This window comes from Arthrobacter rhamnosi, assembly GCF_054510855.1.
In genome coordinates, this window is record NZ_JBTNDT010000001.1 from 1 (window position 1) to 18,685 (window position 18,685).

The window sequence follows — 18,685 nt, forward strand, 5'->3', positions numbered from 1 at the left end:
ACGGCAAAGCCGAACGCTTCAACCGCACACTCCAAACCGAATGGGCCTACCGCCAGGTTTTCACCAGCAGCGCTCAACGCCAAGCAGCCCTTGCACCCTGGCTCCAGCACTACAACACTGAACGCATCCACACCGGCATCGGAACCACACCCATCACCCGAGTGTCACCAACCTGATGGCCCAGTACAGCTAGGAGCCCGAAAGGTCCGCAGCTTCTCGCGGCCAGTATTCCGTCGACCACGCTCCGGGGCATGATCGGAGCAGAAGTGGAACCATCGGCGGATGAGCGGTAGGCATGGCGTACTTCCATGCCCGTCACCAACGCGTTTACCGGCTGTAGTAGTGCCAGTACCGGCTTGTGGCGTTCACGTCGGAGAGGAGCAGTACACCGCTGCCGACCGTGCCCCGCCCAGTGCTGTAGGGGTTCTGCTTCGTTGATCTGACGTTGTGGACGTACTGGTCGGCGTCCATGATGCGCGGCGTCTTCGAGGTGGTGAAGCTGATAGTGCTCAGCGGCGTGGACTTCTCGTGGACTTCTCATCGATGGCACCTCCGGATCTGGTGCAGACGCCTGCGTGGTGACACGTAGGTCTACAACCGTATCGAGCGGTTCTGGTGGAATGGGGATGCTTCCACAAATGCGCTCGGCTGCCACTGCACCACAATCGACCTGAGCAGAACCTGGAACAGATCCCTCCCCGAAGGGAGCACCGTACCCCTCTCGGGAGAGCTGATGCACCACATGCCATGCAGTGGGTTGCACCGCGAGGAGGAAACCAGGCTTTCGCCGCGGCCACAGGCGTCGGTCGTGGTTGGCGGCTTTTTCCGGCTTTCAAGTGTCTTGCAACCCTTCAGTGGTGCATTCCATATCCTGGAGGACAGCTTTCATCTGGAGGGATTACCTCGAACCCGACGGATGGCTGGTCCTGATGGGTGCAGGGGTCGCGTTTGACAGATCCGTAGGGACCGCAGACCTTATTGGTTGCTCCCGCAACGAGGAGACCGATCGCAATTCCTAACGGAAGAGCAACGCCGAGAATGTCTCCTACGGTGGTGTCGGATTCGAGCCTGACACTGTATCCGGTGCTGCGGATAGCTGCCCCATCTTCTCGGATGAACGGATCTTCCCGGCCCATTTGGTCCCAGTCGTTATTCCTGTCCTCTGCATCTAGAGTTCCTCCGAGGGAGCGTTCAGCGCTTACGGCGAGGGATCTTCCAGCACTGTCATGGAAGTGGGAGAACGCGACGATGACTCCAACACCAAACGCCGCGACGCCGGCCAAGACCTCGGCGGACGGCGACCCATCTTCTCGGACAGTCAGATCGCCAACGCTCGTCGGCTCATCGAGCAGGGCCAACCCGCCTCCCATGTCGCCCGCGACCTCGGCATGTCTAGGGCAACCCTGTACCGGCGGATCGCCCACCTTGATGCCCGACAGTGGATTGCCTCCCATCCGGGTACAACAGGCACCTGATCCGGAATACGTGGTGCACCGAATGCTCTATACATGGCGCTGGTACCACCTGCTGCGGATGGGGACCGGTTTCGCCCGTTTCGTCCTGGAAGGCTGACCTGCTCTGTGCCTTTCACCCTAAGGAGAGGAAGCGTGCATGCCTTTTCGTAGTCGCCAGACCCTTGAACGTTGGATTCAAGAGTTCCGAGACACACGGGAAGGAGGTGCGCTGATCACCGTCCTCGTTCAGGACGGGGTCGACGGCGCTGATACCGGCCTGGTCACAGTTCCGCTGCGCGATGACGGCACCGAAATGTACATGCAAGCCAGTTGCCGTCGATGACCCCCGGTGGTCCATCACATTCGGGATGCACGACAGCGACACAACACTCACCGCCCCCGAGCTGCAGGGGCTCGCCGTGGAACTGCTGGTCGCCGCATCACTATGCCAGTTCCTCCAGGAGAAATCCATCGGACACGAAGAAGAACCCGAGGGGTGATCTGGTGGCGCCATCGGATTCCTCACCGGCACGCGCAGACGGCACTGGCCGACCTGCGCCGGCGACTAAGCCATACCGCCGAAAGCCCTAATAGCAAACGAGCGCGTGCAATCTTTCCTTGACACTGGGACCTCGGAAAGAGAGTCTTATTCTGTCGCCCCAGACCCTGGCGCACAGCCGTTCACGCCGTGCCAGCAGGGAGTGCCATGAGGCAGACACACCAGAACCCGGACGAGTCGAATCTCCGTCATGGGGTGACGATGGCGCCCCGGGGGGACAACACCACGCATGTGGAGGCGTTAAGTGATCGCCAGGCGGTGATCGCGGTGATGACCAGTGGTGGCCTCACGTGTGATGAGATTGCCCTCGTGCTACCCATTCCGATACGTACGATAGAGGATGACCTGCAGCGGGCGATGAGCATTCTCGGTCTTTCTGACACCAAAGATCTAACGCACCTTGTCGTTGCAACGCACTACGACCGCGTCCGGCCCACCTCTCGATTCCTCAAACACCGGGTGGAGGATGCTGCCCACCTGACAGATAAAACGCGGGACAGTGATGCCCCCACACTGGGTGAATTTTCACAAGCATCGCGGGGAGTTGATACTGACGTTCTCGCCGCCGTCAACACCAGCAGCCACACCGGCGGCTCGGCGAACTCCTTGGTACTACTGGACGCAATCGAAGCCGCACAAGCGCACACTCAAGAACTAGGGGATCCACACGGTCCCGGGTCGGGCAGTGTGGGGATAGGGCGGCCGCGGTGATGTTGCCGGATAAGGAGGAAGAGACGCAGCGCGTCCTCATCCATGCAGCGATGACCGCTTCCAACATTTCCTGTTTGTATGCCTGGCGGCGTTACGCCCAATACACCGGAGTCGTGGACCTCTTCGGGATCCGCGCCTACCTTGAAGGGCTGGTCTCTCTGCCCTTGGAGGAGTGTAATCTTCTTGCGCACACGGTCAACGAACTCATAGACGAACGGCCTCCGCCTCCTAGGGCCCCTCATCGCGGTCCCATACCTTGGGCCCTGAGGCCCAGCAGCCCCAGTGAACGCGACGAGGCCCCCGATGAACTCCTGACCCAATGGCTCATGGAAACCTCCGCAGAAACGACCTATTGGTGGGAGGCCTAGGATCAAACTCCACCACGTTGCTGAGCCTCACGGCACCTGTGAAGGAGAGATTCCGTACTCTGAATCCTGGCGTCATACCTATCAAATAGGACCTGTTGCCGACAGGGTCAGTGCTGCCAGAGCACACGCGATCGGACCGGTCGGCTGTACGAATTGCATTCCTACTATCGGTACCGGTGGGCCGCTGATGTTTCGGGGCCGAAAGTCCCCACCTGAACGCCGACGATGGGCATGCGCCACTGATCCTCTGCGTCGGGCCGTCCTGTCAGGTGTGCCCGCACCCAGGAGCTTAGTTCCCCGCTCGTCTGCGTCTCATCAACCACGTCACGCAGTAGGTGGCCTCCGTGGCGGGGCAAGGACACTTTTGTTCCATCAAGGAACGACAGGATGAAATTCACTTGGGTATGCGTACGACCCTGCCGTATTGCCTGGACCGCTTCGTGTTGCAGGGCGCCAGCGGCGTGATCAAAGACCCGACTCGGTTGGTCGAACACGGGATGGGAGGGACGAACGACTGTGTGAAATGCTACCCAGTGCAAGGGATGAACATCGGCAACGACTGTCATCGCACCGATACGGGCACGGATCTGCAGCCACAATAGGTCATCGGCTACCCCGGCCTGCCGGGCCAGGACGCCTCGCACACTACATGCATCCCACAAAGACTCAATTTGGTGGCGTACCGCTTGAACATCTGCACACGTCACCGCAAGCCCGTCGTCGTCTTCCTTGACATCGACCCTGAACACCAGCATTCCGCACCGCCTGCCCGGGCGCGGAGGGCGCCCGTGCGCCCACAGTAAAAGTAAAAGCACAACACCAGCAACCCAAAACTTCAGGCCCAAGTCCCTCCGCTGTCATGGGCAACATCAAGTCGCGGGTAGCGGCCGGGACTTTACTGGCTCACCGACAGCAGGGGTCATACCGATTGCTCTCAGACAGTAGAACCGGGTCGTCCTCGCAGACGGCCAGTCGGGTAGCGGTTGCGGTCTGGAAGGGATGGGGTGATTAGAGCGTGAGGGTGCGGCTCAGGACCGCTTCTGCCGTGGCGCGCAAGCTTGTGTTGTGCGCGCGCGCATGGGCACGGAGTCGCTGGAAGGCCTCGTTCGTGTCCACGGTCGAGATGTGGGAAATCATGCCCTTGGCCTGCTCGATGAGGATCCGGCTATTGAGTGCGCGCTGCAACTGATCGTTGACCACAGCCGATTCCTGGATGGTGCGCTCCTGCAGGATGCTGATCGTCGACACGTCCGCCAGCGCCTGGCCGATCGCGACATCCTCGTCGCTAAGTTCACCCCTGTCGACGCGGAACAGGTTCATCGCGCCGATGGTCCTGCCGCGGACCCGCATTGGGAAGGCGTGAACCGACTGGTACCCCTGCGCTGCGGCCGCGTCCTTGAATTCGGGCCACCGGTCTCCGGTGCCAGCAATGTCCCGGATAGTGACCGGGACGCCCGTGACGTAGCACTCGACGCAGGGGCCGGCCCCCAGTTCCTGCTGCAGGACTTCCACGAGATGGCTCTCCTCGCTGGTGGAGGCCAACACCTGCAGGACCCCGTCCGGGCCGGCCAGCATCAGGCCGGCGGCGGTCGCATCGAGCAGGTCCACGCATTCATCCACGAGGGTGTGCAGCAGATCCAGCACGTCGTACTCGTCGACGAGGGTGTCCGCGATCCTCACGAACGCAGCACTGACCCGGGCAGCTCGGGTAGATATGTCCATAAACCCAATTTTACGGCCCCTTGCCGCACGATCAGGGAGTTGGGGGCGGTGTGAAATCCAGCCGGCGTTCCAGGACCTCGATGGAAGTTTCCCGCACCGTCTGCCCATGCGCGAAGGCGTACCCCCGCAGCAGGAGCAACGCGTCGGCCGCTGTCCCCCCAACCTGAGCGAGCACCATACCGGTTGCCTGGTGTATCTCACGGCGTGACGGGGACAGACCAATCTCGGGAGAACCGTTCCCGGACTCCGGGACGAGGACTCGCCGCAGCAGACTCCAGGCCGCCCCGTCGACCAGCGCGCGTGCGGTGACCATTTCGGATTCGCTCAGGTCCCCTGGGGTGGTCCTATAGAGTTCGACGACCCCGATATCCATGGCGCCGATGACGAGGGGGAAGACGAAGAGGCCCTGCGCATCGGTGTCTGTCAGGGCCTTCCCGAAGACGGGCCACCTCTCGTGGGGCATCGAGCGGACATACGGCAGGAGGACCGGCGCCCTCATGCGAGCAGCCTCCCACCGCGGGCCCTCCCCCAGGTCGAACTGCAACTCATCCAGCCTTGCGGCTAGTTCATCACTGGCATGCAGCCTGGTCTCCTGCGGGGAACCGCTGAACGCCGACAGCGCGGCCCCCGTCACTGGCAGCATTTCAATGAACGACGCACACAGCGTCGCACACAACCCATCGAGCCCGGATAGATCCTGCCCGCTCACTCGCCCACCGCCTGGACGACGATGACAAGGAGATAGGACCAGCCCCACATCTTCCTCACCCTTCCATGGACTCGACAGTCAGTCACGTAAACCATTGCCTACGACGATCGCCCTGTTAGTTCTTCCACGTCCTTCACCGACCCACCACGGACCAGCAAGGCGACGTCATAAGCTTAGACACCGACTAACTAGCGCCGGAGAGCACCGCACTGCAGATCTATGGGAGACGGTGCAGGGATGGTCTTCGTGCCGGTGACAGACCAGAAGGCACGAATTGCCTCCACGTCGGCTTTCGTCCGGACGATCCAACCGTCGAGATAGACCGCATCGTGGCTCGTGGTGGCCGCAAGATTGACATCGCTCGAGGCGTGCAACCGTGGACTGGGCTCGCGGACCCGGCGGGCAACGAGTTCTGCATCCCGGGAGCCAGAAAGGCAGTTCCGACAACTGACGTTGCGGGCAACCCAGAACAAGCATGCGTAAGCCGATTCACTTACGGGCCGCTCGAGGGAACCTCTGGGTCGTAGGGCCGGGTCGTAGGGCCAGTGCTGGTGGGCGGGGCTGGTCCCCCGGGTTTGTGTACGAACGCTGGGGTTAGAATTGGTTCGATCATCTAGCAAATCCGGGTTCCATCCGGATGGTGCCAGGCTTTTGAGCGTGGCCGCAACGGTGAGAATCGCTGAAAGCCGGAACACTATGCCTGACAATGACCCACGCACGGATATCTCAGCTGAGATCCCTGCTGAAGCTTTCGCCGATGTGTCGGTTTCAGGGATGCTGCAGGACATGGTGCTCGAAAGCACCGACATCGAGAATTTTCTGACAAACCTGGCAAAGCTAGCCGCCGCGAGGTTCTCATCCCCTGACACCGAAGTCCTCGCAGCGGTGACACTCCTGCGGCCGCGCACGAAGATCACTGTGGCCAGCAGCAATGAACACGCGAAAAAGATGGACGAAATCCAGTACGCCTTCGATGACGGGCCCTGCCTGCGCGCCGCACGCGAGGTGAAAACCCACACCGTCGTAGACTTCCGCACCGAGACCAGGTTCGGCGGTTATCCGAAAGCCATTGCTGATCACGGCATCCTTTCCGGCCTGGGGGTTCCCATCCCGCTCGACGGCGATGCTAATGCGGCGATGAACCTCTACGCCCTGAACGCGGACCACTTCACCGCTGAGGACATTGCCGAAGCCGAGATGCTGGCACGCCAGGCATCGAAGTCACTCCGCACGGCCGTACGAATCGCGAAAGCCACCGACACCACTGATCACCTCAGAGCAGCCATGAACTCCCGCACCGTCATCGACGTCGCAGCCGGGATCATCATGGGCCAGAACAGGTGCAACCACAACACGGCCATGACCATCCTTAAAGCCGCGTCCAGCGGACGAAACATAAAACTCAACGTCATGGCCCTCAACGTCGTGCAGTCCCTCGGGCAGGGAGTCCCCAACACCCACTTCGACGCCTGAACGCATCTGGGCAACGACCACAGTGGGCTGGACAGTAAGCAGTAAACCACTCATCCCAGCACCAAACTTGCAGTCGCGCCTCATCCTCCGCCGGCGACCAATCCCCCCTGCTGGCACTTCAGGTAACAGCCGCCACCAGCTGGCACGATACCCGGTCATCGAGAAGACCTCAGGTATCGGCGTACATCTCCGTCACGGCGTGAGCGAGCAGTTCCTAGTCCAGTGCCGGCAGGGGCATCAGTGCGTGCAGGTACGCGGTGACCTCCAACTCGTTGACGCTGCCGCCGATACTGAAGTAGTACAGCCATAACTCATGCGCTGTGATGTGGGCCCGTTCCATGGCGTCGACGATGTGGGTGTGAAGGGCCTGCCCTGAATCGTCCTGATTCAGGGTAGAACACCACCTTGTATTACTCGAAATTGCCGGGTGACACCATAAGGCTAAACAGGCTTACCAGCCCCCCGCAGGACGAAAAAGTTCTTGCCCACAGCAACACTTTCGGGATGATCCACGATCGACCTTCGCCCGCCCCACCAGAAAGATTCCAGCCTCATGCAAGATTCCAGGTACTTCTGGGAGACTCCCACGAGACAGCGACGAATGCACTTCACATGTTGTAGTGATGCACACCCGGTGGTTGATTTGAAGAGAAATAGTAGTCCTACTAAAGATGCGCGGAGCGGCAGCTGCGTCGTTCAACCGCTGAGTGTCAGGTGTGCTTCCGGGTTCGTGGGGTAGTCAGGCAGCCAAGTCAGGGCCTGGTTGCGGCTGGGTGAGTACCGGGTCGGGTAGTGCGGGTGGCGAACCTCGATGAAATGATCCGCGAGAATCCGTAGCAGGCGGACCCACCGATGCCATCGCCGCAATGTTCAGTTCGTTGGCGAACTGGACGAGGGCGTTCCTGCTCGGGGTCACCCCGCCGCTGAGGTCGACCAGTATCGGTGGACATACGTCCGTGCTGATCACATCAGCGCACTCGATGGAAGCTACTGCGTCGGCTCTCAAGGGGGCTTCAAACACGCACAACGTCACGTTGCGCGACTTGGCGAACAGTATCGTGGCGCACGTCGGCGGCACCCCGACCACGTACTTCATGCCGTGGCCGCACTTCCAGCGGATCAGGGCCGCTTCCGCTCCGGCTTCTACTCCTGCTCCGCCAGTCCGGTTGGTTCTACGTCCTCATCGCCGAGTATGCGCGGGCCGTTGATCTCATCCTCGACCTGACGAGCCAGGGCACGTAGTTTCCTGCCGTCACTCATGGAGTACTCCCGCGGCTTTTGGTCGATCACACACAGCGTGCCGATCGTCCACCCGCCGGGCCCGCGGAGCGGGTATCCGGCGTAGAAGCGGATGTAGGGCTCGCCCGTGACCAGGGGGTTGTCCTTGAACCGGTCGTCCTCGAGAGCGTCACGCACAATCAGGGGGCCCGCATTACGGATCGTCGCGTTGCAGAACGAGATCTCCCGCGGCATGTTCTGCTGGACCGGCCCGATGACGGACTTCAGGAACTGCCGCCGGTCATCGATGAGAGCCACGATCGAGGAGCTGACCCTGAAGTAATCCCTGGCTTCCTGGGTGATCCGATCGAACCGCTCCTCCCGCTCCGTATCCAACAGATCGGAACGGGTCACCGCGTGCAGGCGTTCCTGTTCCCGTTCCTCCGCCGTGAACAGGAACGCACCGGCAGCGCCGAGCTCGTACCGGGACTGTGTCGATTCCGTTGACGAGTCATCTGAGCAGCGGTTCACCCTCTCCTTTGCACCACGGTCTACCAGGAGGTCGTTCATTGCATCGGCCAGGATGTCGCATTCGTGGTCCTGCAACAACAGCAGCCCGCCCAGGTAGGCATCGAGTTCGCACTGGGATACCGACCCACCCAATCCGTAGTACCTGATCCAGACTTCCTCAAGGGACAAGCCCGTTTCGGACAGGACCGCCCTCATCTTCTGCACATGCACTGGTGAACTCATGACGCGAACCTTTGTATCGACAGTCCTGCCCAAGCCGTTGGATCGTCGTTGTAATGCCTACCGACCAGTTCCCGCGCCCATTACTCAGCTGGCTTATGGTCTGAGGTTACCAACCACGGGGAGACGCAATACCAAATTGACGCTGGATCAGCGACCTGTACATCAAGTCCGCTCAGTGGGTGGGAGTTGCATTGGTTCCTGCTGCGTTCGAAGAGCGCGGGCGTCTCGGGACCTATGTCGGTGAGCAGGAGACGAATGATCAGGGAAGCACTTCTCTGTGGTGTACGACTCAGGGGCTTGCCTGACGAACCGGCCATTCGTGCAGGTATCCTACGAGGCTGGTTGGGGGTGCTGATCAGCCGAGGATGGCCAGGGCCCGGTGGGCGCTGTCGATGATGACGGTGGTGTTGGCGTCGACGTCCTTGACCTCGCCGTCGATCTGATACGGCATGGGTTTCAGGGCCGAGAACTTGTACTGCGTGTAGCTCGGCTGGTCACCAAGACCCTTGGTCGAGGCTCGGAGTGCGGTGAGCAGGATCCGCCACTTGGCCATGTGGGGGAAGATGACGACTTCGAACTTCCCGTCAGCGGGGTGGTCGCTGGCCTCGCTCAGGGTGGCGTACTTCGCCATCTGCGAGATGTTGGCGAAGACCAGGCTGTCGAACGTCCGGCGTTTCCCGTCGCTCTGGCGGATCTGAAACGGCTTGAACTTGCTGAAGGTACGTACCACGGAGAACATTTCCTTGATCGCGCCTTTGCTGCCCTTCTCGAGGTCGATCGCCATGATCGGTGTCAGACCGAACCCGATGTAGGAATGCGCATAGATCGGCTCGGGGTCCGGCCGGGATCTGGACGCAGACCCGGACGTGGACCCGCCGTAGCGGATGCTGAGCCGCAGCAGATCGATGCGCCGGACGTTGCCCTCGATGATTGCCTCTGCCAGGGGTTGCCGTCCGGTGACACGGCTGTGGTCATTGGCGTTCCCGGCCGCCAGGACCGCCGATACGGCATCGTCCCGGCCGCTGGCCATCACCCCGTTGACCACCTCGTTGTATCCACCGTCGCCACTGACCGAGACGACCAGGGCGTTGCCTGCCGATGCCGCTTCCCGGGCGAGGTCGACGGCGTGGCCTGCATGCTCTGTAGGGGTCAATCGGACATCGGTTCCCGGGAGCCTGGGTGTGAGCTCGTCGTGGAGTTCCCGGGCCAGTGCTGGGGCGTCGCCGGTGCTGTTGGGGTTGAAGATGATGGTGATCGTGTCGAACCTGCGAGGCCATTGCGTTGATGTCTGGTCCATGTCTCTTCTTTCCGTGGGAGGGTTTCGCTCATGCGGCGGCGTTATTGATGACCGCCTCGGCAGGTCGGCTTTGATAGCGGATTATCGACGAACGAGGAAACTGGTGACGGCAGCTGCTACCGTGCCGGCGGCGCTGTGGTGTGCCGCGTGGGGTGCGCCGTCGATGGTGCCTGCTTCTCCGTGGTGAGCGGTGCGGGCGAGCCGGTCTGACCACGCAGCCCCGGCGACGACGTCGCGTGAACCACGCAGGACCAGCACGGGCTGCCCGGCCAGGGGCAACCGGTCCTCGATCGGGTAGCTCATCGCCAGTTTCAGCTGGGCCAGGTACCAGCGCGGCCCGCACCGCAGGACGTCGAAGAACTGCACCGCGCTCAGCAACGGCTTCTCAAAGATCGAATTCACGCCCAGCCTCACGGCCTGCTGCCAGACGGTGCGGTGGTCGACGTCGATGGCAGCACCGATGAGGACGAGGTGCGACACCAGATCGGGGCGTCCGATGGCCAGTTCCGTTGCGCTCTGCACTCCCATGGAGTGACCGACGACCACGCAGGACGACGCACCGGCTTCGTCGAGTAGTCTCCCGATCAGGTCGGCTGTTGCTGCATTGCTCGACGCGCGCTCCGGTCGCCTCGTCCAGCCGTACCCCGGCAGGTCGATCAGGTGCACATCGCCGTGGGCGGCAAGGACGGCGCCGAGGCGGCGAAAGTACCGGTGGGACATGCCGATCCCGTGGATGAGCACAAACACCGGCACCGGTGTTCCATGGTGCGGGTCGACGCGGTCGGCGCGGCCTTCGCGGCCAGGACCTGCGCCATGAGCAATGAAATAGGCCCGGCACTGCCGGTCCCCCACCGTGATACTTCTCAGCTCGAGCACCCCGGGAAGGGATTGGAGCCCGGCGGTGTAGGACCTGGAAGAACGGGTAGAAGAAGCGTGCGCGTGCTTCTCCTGGAGCATCTCGCCCTGCAGCGGTCGGTCACCTGCTCGCCCATCCGCTGGCTCGTCTGACTGGTCAGCAGCCGGCTCCTCTGTCTGCTCACTTGCCTGCTTTTCCACCGCGTTGAGAACTGCTGCACTGAGCACCGCGGCGGCGATCGCGGCGGCGCCTCCGCGGTGGGCGGCGTGTGGTTGTCCCGGTATCTCCACGAGGTTCCCGTCTCGGGCGTTGCAGCTGAGTTTCTCGCACCAGTCATGGCCGGAGATGATATCGCGGGTGCCCCGGATGACCAGGACAGGGCGATCGACGAGGGGCAGCCGGTCATCGAGGCGATAGCTGAGCATGACGGGTAGTTCCCGTAGGTACCAGCGGATCCCGCACTCGGCGTAGGCGGTGCCGACCATCAGGTTGGTGACGGGCCGTTCGATCAGGGTGTCGGCGGCGAGCATGAGTGTGTGCTTCATGGGTGAGCGGTGCTCGACGTCGGTGACGGGCCCGATGAGCACGAGCTGGGACACGAGGTCGGGTCTGCTGATGGCGAGTTCGGTGACGAACTGGGCACCCATGGAATGCCCGATCAGCACGCACCCGCGGGTACCCTCCTCGTCCAAGGTGCGGGCTATCACAGCCGCGTAGTCCTCCACACTCATCCGGCGCTCCGGTTTCGGCATGCCACCGAAACCAGGCAGGTCGAGGACGAGGGTGTCGCCCTGCTCGATGAGACTGCGCTGCAACTTGTCGTAGTAGCGGTGGGACATTCCGATGCCGTGCACCATCACGAACAGGGGCCGGACTCGTCCGTGGTCCGCCGCCCGGCGGGACAGGTGCATCCTGCAGGATAGGCGCCCACGCACGTCATCGATCTCGATCGTTCTCGTGCTCGCGACGGTTGCGGCAGTGTCAGCAGCGTCAGCAGCGTCAGCAGCGTCAGCAGCGTCAGCAGCGTCAGCAGCGTCAGCAGTGTCAGCAGTGTCGGCGGTTTGTGTTGGCATCATTGGTTTCTTATGGTCTAGGAGTTCTTGGGGGCCGACTCGCGGGATCCTGGGAATCACGTCCCGGTCGTCGCGTCCAGGTCGTTCGCCGTCAGTTCTGGAGCAGGTACCTAGGGCCGGCGGTAGCGGTTGACCAGGGGGCAGTCGAAGGGATCGCGCGCGGCGAGGCCGACGCGGTTCAGGTAGGACACCACGGCTCCGTAGGATGCCGCGACGCCCACCTCGGTGTACGGCACGCGGAGGCGCTCGCAGTGCTCCCGGACGATGACGGCGGCGCGGCGGAGGTGCGGGCGCGGCATGTCGGGGAAGAGGTGGTGCTCGATCTGGAAGTTCAGGCCGCCGAAGGCGTTGTTGACGAAGGACCCGCCGCGGATGTTGCGCGAGGTGAGGACCTGCTTCTGGAAGAAGTCCAGCGTGCTGTCCCGCGGCACCACGGGCATGCCCTTGTGGTTCGGCGCGAAGCTCGCGCCCATGTAGATGCCGAACACCGCCAGCTGGACGCCCAGGAAGGCGAAGGCCAGGCCGACGGGGAGGAACCAGAACAGGATGCCGAGGTAGGCGCCGAAGCGTGCCCCGAGCAGCGCCAGCTCCACCCAGCGGCCCTTGATGGTGCGGCGGGAGAACAGGGTGCTGATGGAACGGGCGTGCAGGTTGATGCCCTCCAGGGTCAGGAGGGGGAAGAAGAGGTAGCCCTGGCGCCGCGTGATCCACGCTTGCAGGCCGCGGGCTTTGGCGGCGTCCTCCTCGAGGAACGAGATGGTGTCCACCTCGATGTCCGGGTCCTTGCCCCGGGTGTTGGGGTCGTTGTGGTGGCGGGTGTGCTTGTCCATCCACCACGCGTAGCTGATGCCGACAACACCGGCTGCGAGGATGCGCCCGGACCAGTCGTTGGCGCCCCGGGTCCTAAAGATCTGGCGGTGCGACGCCTCATGGGCCAGGAAGGCGATCTGCGTGAGGACGACCCCGAGCACGGCCGCGACCAGGAGCTGGAACCACGTGTCGCCCAGGAGCGCGAAGCCCATCCAGGCCGCGCCCATGGCCAGGGCCAGGACCGCGAACACCGAGACGTAGAATCGCCGACGGCGGTTCAGGAGGCCCTCCTTGCGGACCTGCTTGAGCAGGACCGAGTAGGAGGCGACGATGTCGTTCGGCTTGGAGATGCGGACGATGCGCGGGGCAGCCGACTGTGTGTTTCCAGCAACGGGGGCGGCAGAAGTAGCGAGGTCACTCATACGGGTCCTTGGCATTCATGGAACTGCGTTCGTGGGAGCACTGGTGGGCGTACTGATCGAGACAATCAGCGGGAGACTTACTGGCGAGCATCCGACGGGCCAGTTGGAACTGGTGTCCGCCACCGGCGGCGGATCGAACCCGCTGGATACAGGTGATCCCCGCACCGGAAGTAAGTAGCTCCGGTCCGGGGATGACGGGTGTCGTCAGACGCTGTAGTACTCGCGGCTGCCGGACTTCGCCAGACCACGGGCCACCATGTAGCCGATGGTGAGGAACGTGATCAGTTCCATGCCTTGGTGGGCGTTGAACATGTCGATGCCGTCCTCGCCGTCGCCGTCGCCGACGACCATCGCGGTCACGACGGTCGCGATGACCATGGCGACGTAGGCGAAGAACTCGGTGGTTTTCGTCGAGGCCTTCGTCTCGGTCGAACGGCGGGTCTCGACCCGTTTCCCGGCACCGTTGTGGCCGGGGTCATTCTCGCCTCGGATGTCGCTGTGGTCTTTATGGGTGGTGCTGTGCGCAGTGCTATTAGCCAAAGGGGTTCTCCTGAAAAAGATAAGGGCGCCGAGAGTCGGCGATGAAGGCCCGGATCGGGCTGCTTCATGGATGTGAGCTCGAAGGGTCCGCAGTCTGCTCCACGGTTGCTCTACGCTGTAGACTCTACGGTGTAGAGCAGTGGATAGCAAGGCCGCTTACAAGCCTCGAACCAGGAAGTGGTGTTCAGGATCGCGAACAACCAGAACGATCGACCGTCCTCCCCGACCGTCGACGGCGGGGCTGAGCCCCAGGACGACCCGTCGCGTCCAGGTCGTGCGCGGGGCTCCCTCAGCCGGGAGATCGTGCTGCAGACCGCTCTGGATCTTGTCGATGAGGACGGGCTTGACGCCCTGTCGATGCGGCGCCTGGGGGCCCGGCTTAACCGGGATCCCATGGCGCTTTACCGGTACGCGGCCAACCGGGAAGCTTTGCTCGATGGATTGACCGAACTGCTGCTGGACCAATGGACGATCCCGGCCCCGGATAGGACTCAAGAGGCGTGGCAAGGGAAGCTTCGTCGAGCCGCCCATGATTTCCGCGACCTGACGCTGCAGCACCGTAATATCGTCCCCCTCCTGGTCACACGCCCCTTGTCGACGCCCCTCGGGCTCAGGCCCCTCGGGGCGCTGAGACCCATCGAGCGGATCCTCACCATCCTGCGGGAAGCAGGCTTCGATCCCGCCGGAGCACTCCATGCATATCGCACCTACTACGGGTTCCTGCTTGGGCACCTTCTCAACGAACTCGAGGAAGTCGTGGTGGACCCTGACGAAGACGAAACCGGACTACGCATGGGCCTCCACCGGCTTCCGGAGAAGGACTTCCCACACCTGCGCGATCTGGCACCTCTCCTGCTGGCCTACGACGGTCAGGCAGAACTTGACCAGGGCGTGACCATCGTCCTCCAAGGCCTCCAGTCACAACTGCACGCAGCAGGGTCACGATCAGACCACCGAAACAAGTCTTAACAGCGATTGAGCCAACCCCCTTCACGGAGCCCCAGGCTCGGCCTGATTCGTCACCGTCAGCCCTCATTCCAACGTCAGCCATCTCAACCGAAGTAGCTTCCAGTCCTCTGCTGCCTCCTCGGCATGCATCGGCATGTTCGAGCTAAATGGGGAAGCCCTACTCCAGTCTCGACGAGCTGAAACTCTTCAGGAGTCCCTGGAAGCCCACAGTCGCCCGGACGGGATCACCAGCAAAATGAGTGCGACAGTGTCTCCTTCAATTGCCTCACCGCAACCCGTCTCGCAAGTTGGACGGCTTGGTGTTTTCGGAATTCCGACTGTCGCCTGCAGTGCGGGTGATGTTTCCCCACGGTCCACTCTTTGCGACGGGCCGCGGGTAAGGGCGGGAAGGACAGCGTCATGACCGGCGTATTGCTCGGCACCCGTATGAGCTTGTAGCACGAAGACCTCTGTCCGCGGCACAAAACGGCTTCGCCTCGGAACTTGACCTCCCCCTGCTCTCCTATGATCAACTGATCAGCAGGCTTAGTAATTGGTCAAGAAGTCGGCTGCCGCTGAGCCTATCGGGCAGGGGTCGGTGTTTATCGGTGAATCAGCCCGGCTCCTGCCCCCTCGCCCTTCCGGCCTGGCTTCTCCTGCACAAGGGGCTCTCCTAGCTTGTCATTACTCCTTCGGGCGCGGTGGGCGAACCTCGTATCGCGACTGGACAGGAGAACTGACCTTTGGGCTGCCTCGTGATCGCCCCCTGGACAGCACAGCGTTTTGTGTTCCTGTTAGTCTGCTGTTCCAGGTACGGGGTAAGACGCTAGCTCGTTCCACCTCCGTCGAATGGTTCCCATGCCCTCCACCGTTGGGTCTTCGCCCTTATCCGCGTCCGCGTCCAGTGTCGACTACTTCATTGACTGCCCTACCGGCACCGTCGAGCATTACTTCGCCGATGACACCTACAACTGGTCGGACGAGCTGTACCGGATCCACGGGTACGAGCGCGGCGACATCGTCCCGACCCTTGAGCTCGGCATGTCCCACTTCGACCCGGAAGATCGGGACGCCGTCCGGGCGTTCTGGACTAAGGTCACCACCACCGGCGGGCCGTCATCGGTTTACGCGTCCCTTCGCGACCTCAACGGTCACACGCATAAACTCCTGATCTCCGCGGACCTCATCCACACCGAGGACGAGCAGCCGGTTGGGGTATGGGCGCTGGTGGTGGATCTCACCCACTCCATCCACGTCGATACACACAAGATCGCCAACGAGGCAGTCGCCGCGTCCGCACTCAGCCGGGCCGTGATCGAGCAGGCCAAAGGGATCCTCATGGGCCGTGCAGGCCTCAACGCCGCCGAAGCATTCGAGCGGATCAGCTCCTACAGCCAGCGCACGAACCGCAAAGTCGTCGTCATCTCCCAGGAAATCATCGATCGCGCGTTATACCTGACACGCCAGGTCTCCCACCAGTCCTCGCCCGACGCGATGATTGACCTCTTCCAAGCGCTCTAAACTACAGCGACCAACGCCTCATAGCACGGGCAATGACCACCGGTTTCCGCCACCATCGCGACACTTGAGATGGGCGGCAGCTCCCCGGTGATCCTGACAGGACTCCGGATATGGGGAAGGCCCGCTCATATGAGCGAGCCTTCACCATGTCAGAACACTGATCAGTGCTGATCAGCGCTGGTGGAACTAGTGTCCGGAGCCGTTGACGTCGTTGACGCGGGTAGCGCCGGTGGTGCGGACGTGATCGACGTGTTCCTTCTTGTTCCTTTTCAGGAGGCCGGCCAGGCCGAGAAGACCGAGCAGGCCCCACAGGCCGGCGTCGCCGCTGTCGTCGGTTTCCTGGGTCTGCTCGGTGGCAGGGGCCGTTTCTTCCGCGGCGGTGGCAGGAGCTGCCACGCCCATCAGAACGGCGAAGGACAGGGCTGCAGTGGCTGCACTGGTGCGAATCATTGCTTCTCCTTGAAGTCAGGGAGGACCCCCTGATGGAGACCCAATTGGTAAGCCTACTTTCTATTTCCGGATTCGGGTGTCATACGTCGTGGTATGGCGTGGCGAAAAGCCCTGCTCATAGCCTGAGTCGTGGCATTCGTTGCGCGAGGAGATGTGGAACGCATTGCTTCACCACCGCGCGCATAAAGCGCTCGTCACGACGCGCACCTGTGCGTGAGAGGGCTACGGTTCCGTAGAAGCCTCACCTGTGATGAATCGAGGTGATGCATTATGGGGCGCGCGTACCGGCGATGGTCTCGGTTGTTGCAATCAGTAGGGCTGCACCGATGAGCGCGATGATGAGCCCTCCAAGGTTCAGGTCGAAGAGCACCCCAGTACCCACCAGGGGTGCGGTGAAGGCGCCCAGGAGTGATCCCACAAGTCCCAGCACCAGTGCGAGGAGCAGACCCAGGCGCTGCTTCTCCGGTTTGATCAACCGGGAGAGAGCACCCACGAAAAGCCCGACGACGGCGAACTCAATCATCTATCACGCTCCCTCCTGATGCGATCCGGTCGGATCTGGACCTGCGTATTCAAGCGTGCTTGTTTCAGGATCCGGAGAATAGCTTGTCGCGCTCGGCTTTACCGAGCTGCTCGAAGCCGCCATCGTTCATCGCTTCCTGGTAGACCTGCTCACCGGCGCTTCCGGCGTCGATCTTTTCTTTGATGGTTTCCTGTCCCGCTTCCATGCACGCTTCGAAATCCGACGCAGACACCTTGTCGCCGCATGCACTGGTGGCAGTCAGAAGCACACCAGCTACGACCAGCCGGACGGTCATGGTTGAGCTCATCGGTCAGAGCCTAGTCCGCGAGCACGCTCACTCCCCGCGTCCTGTGACGTGCAGGATCAGGTTGCACAACATGCCTTAACCCCTTACCTGGAGGACTCATCCGGCCTCTGGTGCTGTGATGAAGTATCAGGTCAGGCGCTGCCGTTCATACACCCTCATGACGAACTCCACCTAGGTCTCATCCATGACGGACGAGGCACCAGAACCATATGCAGGTCGTCAGTGCGGTGACTGAACGCTCAGCACCCCTTACTTGTTGCGGTAGGACTTTTCATCCACTCCCATGCTGAGGTAGCGGTATATCATGGCACGGCTTGCCCCAATGATTTCTCCGATGTCGGCGGGAGCGAGCCCCTGGGCTTTAAGATCCCGGGCTCGTCTTACCCTGGCATACTCAGCGGTAGCTTCCCGCCGGCCGGCCTTCCGCCCATGTTCCGCGGCTGCAGCCATACCTGCACTGGTGCGTTCGGCAAGCTGGTCACGCTCAAGCTGCGCAAAGGCGGACATGACGGTGAGCATGGCCCTACCCATCGGTCCGGTAGTACTGATGCCCTCGGTCACACTGCGGAAGTGCACGCCCTTCTGCTCCAGATCATCGATTAGGGCCAAAAGGTTGCGGGTGTTCCGTCCCAACCTGTCCAGCTTCCACACCACAACCTCGTCACCCTTTCGCAGGTGATCGAGCAACTTGTCGAGCTCGGGTCGGCTAGCTTTGGTCCCACTCACCCCGTTGTCGGTAAAGATCCGGGCGCAGCCCGCCGCGGTAAGCGCGGCATGTTACAGGTCAGCGTTCTGGTCCAGGGAGCTGACCCTGGCGTAGCCGATACTTCCCATTCCTACGCCCCTTGTACTCATCAGAGGCTTTGTCTCCTGTTGTTGAGAATAGCGCAGGTGAGACACATTGCTGAGATAACATAGGAGCACCACATTTCCCGCCGATACTGGGCCCGTCCAGGTCGAGCCTTGGCAGG

General features: G+C 62.1%; 20 protein-coding genes and 2 pseudogenes. 9 read left to right on the forward strand and 13 right to left on the reverse strand.

The annotated features are described in order from the left end of the window. A partial coding sequence (locus tag ACX80I_RS00005) for an integrase core domain-containing protein (RefSeq protein WP_459343887.1) occupies positions 1-176 on the forward strand: 176 nt, incomplete at its 5' end. 151 nt (positions 177-327) lie between these two features. Here ACX80I_RS00005 and ACX80I_RS00010 read toward each other — a convergent pair. Then, positions 328-471, reverse strand: coding sequence for a hypothetical protein (locus ACX80I_RS00010; protein ID WP_459343164.1), 144 nt, complete (start codon positions 469-471; stop codon positions 328-330). A gap of 767 nt (positions 472-1,238) precedes the next feature. Between ACX80I_RS00010 and ACX80I_RS00015 the strand changes: the two are divergent. From ACX80I_RS00015 to ACX80I_RS00030, 4 genes and pseudogenes are all read left to right on the forward strand, one after another. Then, a pseudogene (locus ACX80I_RS00015) lies at positions 1,239-1,475 on the forward strand (helix-turn-helix domain-containing protein); the annotation flags it as partial. Positions 1,476-1,822: 347 nt separating this feature from the next. Further along, on the forward strand, positions 1,823-1,954 hold the full coding sequence (locus ACX80I_RS00020; RefSeq protein ID WP_459343165.1) for a hypothetical protein: 132 nt from the start codon (positions 1,823-1,825) through the stop codon (positions 1,952-1,954). 206 nt (positions 1,955-2,160) lie between these two features. After that, positions 2,161-2,724 (forward strand): hypothetical protein, encoded by a 564-nt coding sequence (locus ACX80I_RS00025; RefSeq protein ID WP_459343166.1) that lies wholly within the window; start codon positions 2,161-2,163, stop codon positions 2,722-2,724. A 712-nt stretch (positions 2,725-3,436) separates the two neighbouring features. Further along, entirely contained in the window at positions 3,437-3,694 is a 258-nt protein-coding gene (locus ACX80I_RS00030) for a hypothetical protein (RefSeq protein WP_459343167.1), read from the forward strand. Positions 3,695-4,100: 406 nt separating this feature from the next. Here the strand turns inward: ACX80I_RS00030 and ACX80I_RS00035 are convergent, their stop codons facing one another. Beyond that, positions 4,101-4,814: a GAF and ANTAR domain-containing protein gene (locus ACX80I_RS00035; protein WP_459343168.1), complete on the reverse strand. Its 714-nt coding sequence runs from the start codon at positions 4,812-4,814 to the stop codon at positions 4,101-4,103. Positions 4,815-4,845: 31 nt separating this feature from the next. After that, positions 4,846-5,571: a GAF and ANTAR domain-containing protein gene (locus tag ACX80I_RS00040; protein ID WP_459343169.1), complete on the reverse strand. Its 726-nt coding sequence runs from the start codon at positions 5,569-5,571 to the stop codon at positions 4,846-4,848. A gap of 167 nt (positions 5,572-5,738) precedes the next feature. Between ACX80I_RS00040 and ACX80I_RS00045 the strand changes: the two genes are divergently transcribed. Continuing rightward, a complete protein-coding gene (locus tag ACX80I_RS00045) occupies positions 5,739-6,050 on the forward strand; it encodes a VOC family protein (RefSeq protein ID WP_459343888.1) in 312 nt (103 codons plus the stop codon). Positions 6,051-6,219: 169 nt separating this feature from the next. After that, on the forward strand, positions 6,220-6,996 hold the full coding sequence (locus tag ACX80I_RS00050) for a GAF and ANTAR domain-containing protein (RefSeq protein WP_459343170.1): 777 nt from the start codon (positions 6,220-6,222) through the stop codon (positions 6,994-6,996). 214 nt (positions 6,997-7,210) lie between these two features. Here ACX80I_RS00050 and ACX80I_RS00055 read toward each other — a convergent pair whose 3' ends face one another. The 6 genes from ACX80I_RS00055 to ACX80I_RS00080 all read right to left on the reverse strand — a co-directional run bounded on the left by ACX80I_RS00055 (position 7,211) and on the right by ACX80I_RS00080 (position 13,965). Next, on the reverse strand, positions 7,211-7,336 hold the full coding sequence (locus ACX80I_RS00055; RefSeq protein ID WP_459343171.1) for a hypothetical protein: 126 nt from the start codon (positions 7,334-7,336) through the stop codon (positions 7,211-7,213). Between the two features lie 803 nt (positions 7,337-8,139). Continuing rightward, positions 8,140-9,000, reverse strand: coding sequence for a GAF domain-containing protein (locus ACX80I_RS00060; protein WP_459343172.1), 861 nt, complete (start codon positions 8,998-9,000; stop codon positions 8,140-8,142). Between the two features lie 322 nt (positions 9,001-9,322). Continuing rightward, on the reverse strand, positions 9,323-10,264 hold the full coding sequence (locus tag ACX80I_RS00065; protein WP_459343173.1) for a diacylglycerol/lipid kinase family protein: 942 nt from the start codon (positions 10,262-10,264) through the stop codon (positions 9,323-9,325). 81 nt (positions 10,265-10,345) lie between these two features. Continuing rightward, on the reverse strand, positions 10,346-12,031 hold the full coding sequence (locus tag ACX80I_RS00070; protein ID WP_459343174.1) for an alpha/beta fold hydrolase: 1,686 nt from the start codon (positions 12,029-12,031) through the stop codon (positions 10,346-10,348). A 272-nt stretch (positions 12,032-12,303) separates the two neighbouring features. Then, positions 12,304-13,425: a fatty acid desaturase family protein gene (locus tag ACX80I_RS00075; RefSeq protein ID WP_459343175.1), complete on the reverse strand. Its 1,122-nt coding sequence runs from the start codon at positions 13,423-13,425 to the stop codon at positions 12,304-12,306. Between the two features lie 204 nt (positions 13,426-13,629). Beyond that, positions 13,630-13,965 carry a hypothetical protein gene (locus ACX80I_RS00080; protein WP_459343176.1) on the reverse strand — a complete coding sequence of 112 codons (336 nt, stop codon included), beginning with the start codon at positions 13,963-13,965 and terminating at the stop codon, positions 13,630-13,632. 300 nt (positions 13,966-14,265) lie between these two features. Between ACX80I_RS00080 and ACX80I_RS00085 the strand changes: the two genes are divergently transcribed. Both ACX80I_RS00085 and ACX80I_RS00090 read left to right on the forward strand, forming a co-directional pair. Beyond that, complete coding sequence (locus ACX80I_RS00085) at positions 14,266-14,934, forward strand: TetR/AcrR family transcriptional regulator C-terminal domain-containing protein (RefSeq protein ID WP_459343889.1); 669 nt, start codon at positions 14,266-14,268, stop codon at positions 14,932-14,934. 837 nt (positions 14,935-15,771) lie between these two features. After that, entirely contained in the window at positions 15,772-16,434 is a 663-nt protein-coding gene (locus ACX80I_RS00090) for a PAS and ANTAR domain-containing protein (RefSeq protein WP_459343177.1), read from the forward strand. Between the two features lie 186 nt (positions 16,435-16,620). Here ACX80I_RS00090 and ACX80I_RS00095 read toward each other — a convergent pair whose 3' ends face one another. From ACX80I_RS00095 to ACX80I_RS00110, 4 genes and pseudogenes are all read right to left on the reverse strand, one after another. Beyond that, positions 16,621-16,884 carry a WGxxGxxG family protein gene (locus ACX80I_RS00095; protein WP_459343178.1) on the reverse strand — a complete coding sequence of 88 codons (264 nt, stop codon included), beginning with the start codon at positions 16,882-16,884 and terminating at the stop codon, positions 16,621-16,623. 268 nt (positions 16,885-17,152) lie between these two features. Then, complete coding sequence (locus ACX80I_RS00100; RefSeq protein WP_459343179.1) at positions 17,153-17,407, reverse strand: GlsB/YeaQ/YmgE family stress response membrane protein; 255 nt, start codon at positions 17,405-17,407, stop codon at positions 17,153-17,155. Between the two features lie 64 nt (positions 17,408-17,471). Then, positions 17,472-17,714 carry a hypothetical protein gene (locus ACX80I_RS00105; RefSeq protein WP_459343180.1) on the reverse strand — a complete coding sequence of 81 codons (243 nt, stop codon included), beginning with the start codon at positions 17,712-17,714 and terminating at the stop codon, positions 17,472-17,474. Between the two features lie 249 nt (positions 17,715-17,963). Continuing rightward, positions 17,964-18,473: pseudogene (locus tag ACX80I_RS00110) on the reverse strand (recombinase family protein); the annotation flags it as partial. Between the last annotated feature and the right edge of the window lie 212 nt (positions 18,474-18,685).

Bases quoted from the DNA above. Each gene is read 5' to 3' on its own strand.
- ACX80I_RS00010 (WP_459343164.1), bottom strand. From the start codon at position 471: ATGGACGCCGACCAGTACGTCCACAACGTCAGATCAACGAAGCAGAAC.
- ACX80I_RS00020 (WP_459343165.1), top strand. From the start codon at position 1,823: ATGCACGACAGCGACACAACACTCACCGCCCCCGAGCTGCAGGGGCTC.
- ACX80I_RS00025 (WP_459343166.1), top strand. From the start codon at position 2,161: ATGAGGCAGACACACCAGAACCCGGACGAGTCGAATCTCCGTCATGGG.
- ACX80I_RS00035 (WP_459343168.1), bottom strand. From the start codon at position 4,814: ATGGACATATCTACCCGAGCTGCCCGGGTCAGTGCTGCGTTCGTGAGG.
- ACX80I_RS00050 (WP_459343170.1), top strand. From the start codon at position 6,220: ATGCCTGACAATGACCCACGCACGGATATCTCAGCTGAGATCCCTGCT.
- ACX80I_RS00055 (WP_459343171.1), bottom strand. From the start codon at position 7,336: ATGGAACGGGCCCACATCACAGCGCATGAGTTATGGCTGTACTACTTC.
- ACX80I_RS00065 (WP_459343173.1), bottom strand. From the start codon at position 10,264: ATGGACCAGACATCAACGCAATGGCCTCGCAGGTTCGACACGATCACC.
- ACX80I_RS00070 (WP_459343174.1), bottom strand. From the start codon at position 12,031: ATGCACCTGTCCCGCCGGGCGGCGGACCACGGACGAGTCCGGCCCCTG.
- ACX80I_RS00075 (WP_459343175.1), bottom strand. From the start codon at position 13,425: ATGAGTGACCTCGCTACTTCTGCCGCCCCCGTTGCTGGAAACACACAG.
- ACX80I_RS00090 (WP_459343177.1), top strand. From the start codon at position 15,772: ATGCCCTCCACCGTTGGGTCTTCGCCCTTATCCGCGTCCGCGTCCAGT.
- ACX80I_RS00095 (WP_459343178.1), bottom strand. From the start codon at position 16,884: ATGATTCGCACCAGTGCAGCCACTGCAGCCCTGTCCTTCGCCGTTCTG.
- ACX80I_RS00100 (WP_459343179.1), bottom strand. From the start codon at position 17,407: ATGATTGAGTTCGCCGTCGTCGGGCTTTTCGTGGGTGCTCTCTCCCGG.
- ACX80I_RS00105 (WP_459343180.1), bottom strand. From the start codon at position 17,714: ATGAGCTCAACCATGACCGTCCGGCTGGTCGTAGCTGGTGTGCTTCTG.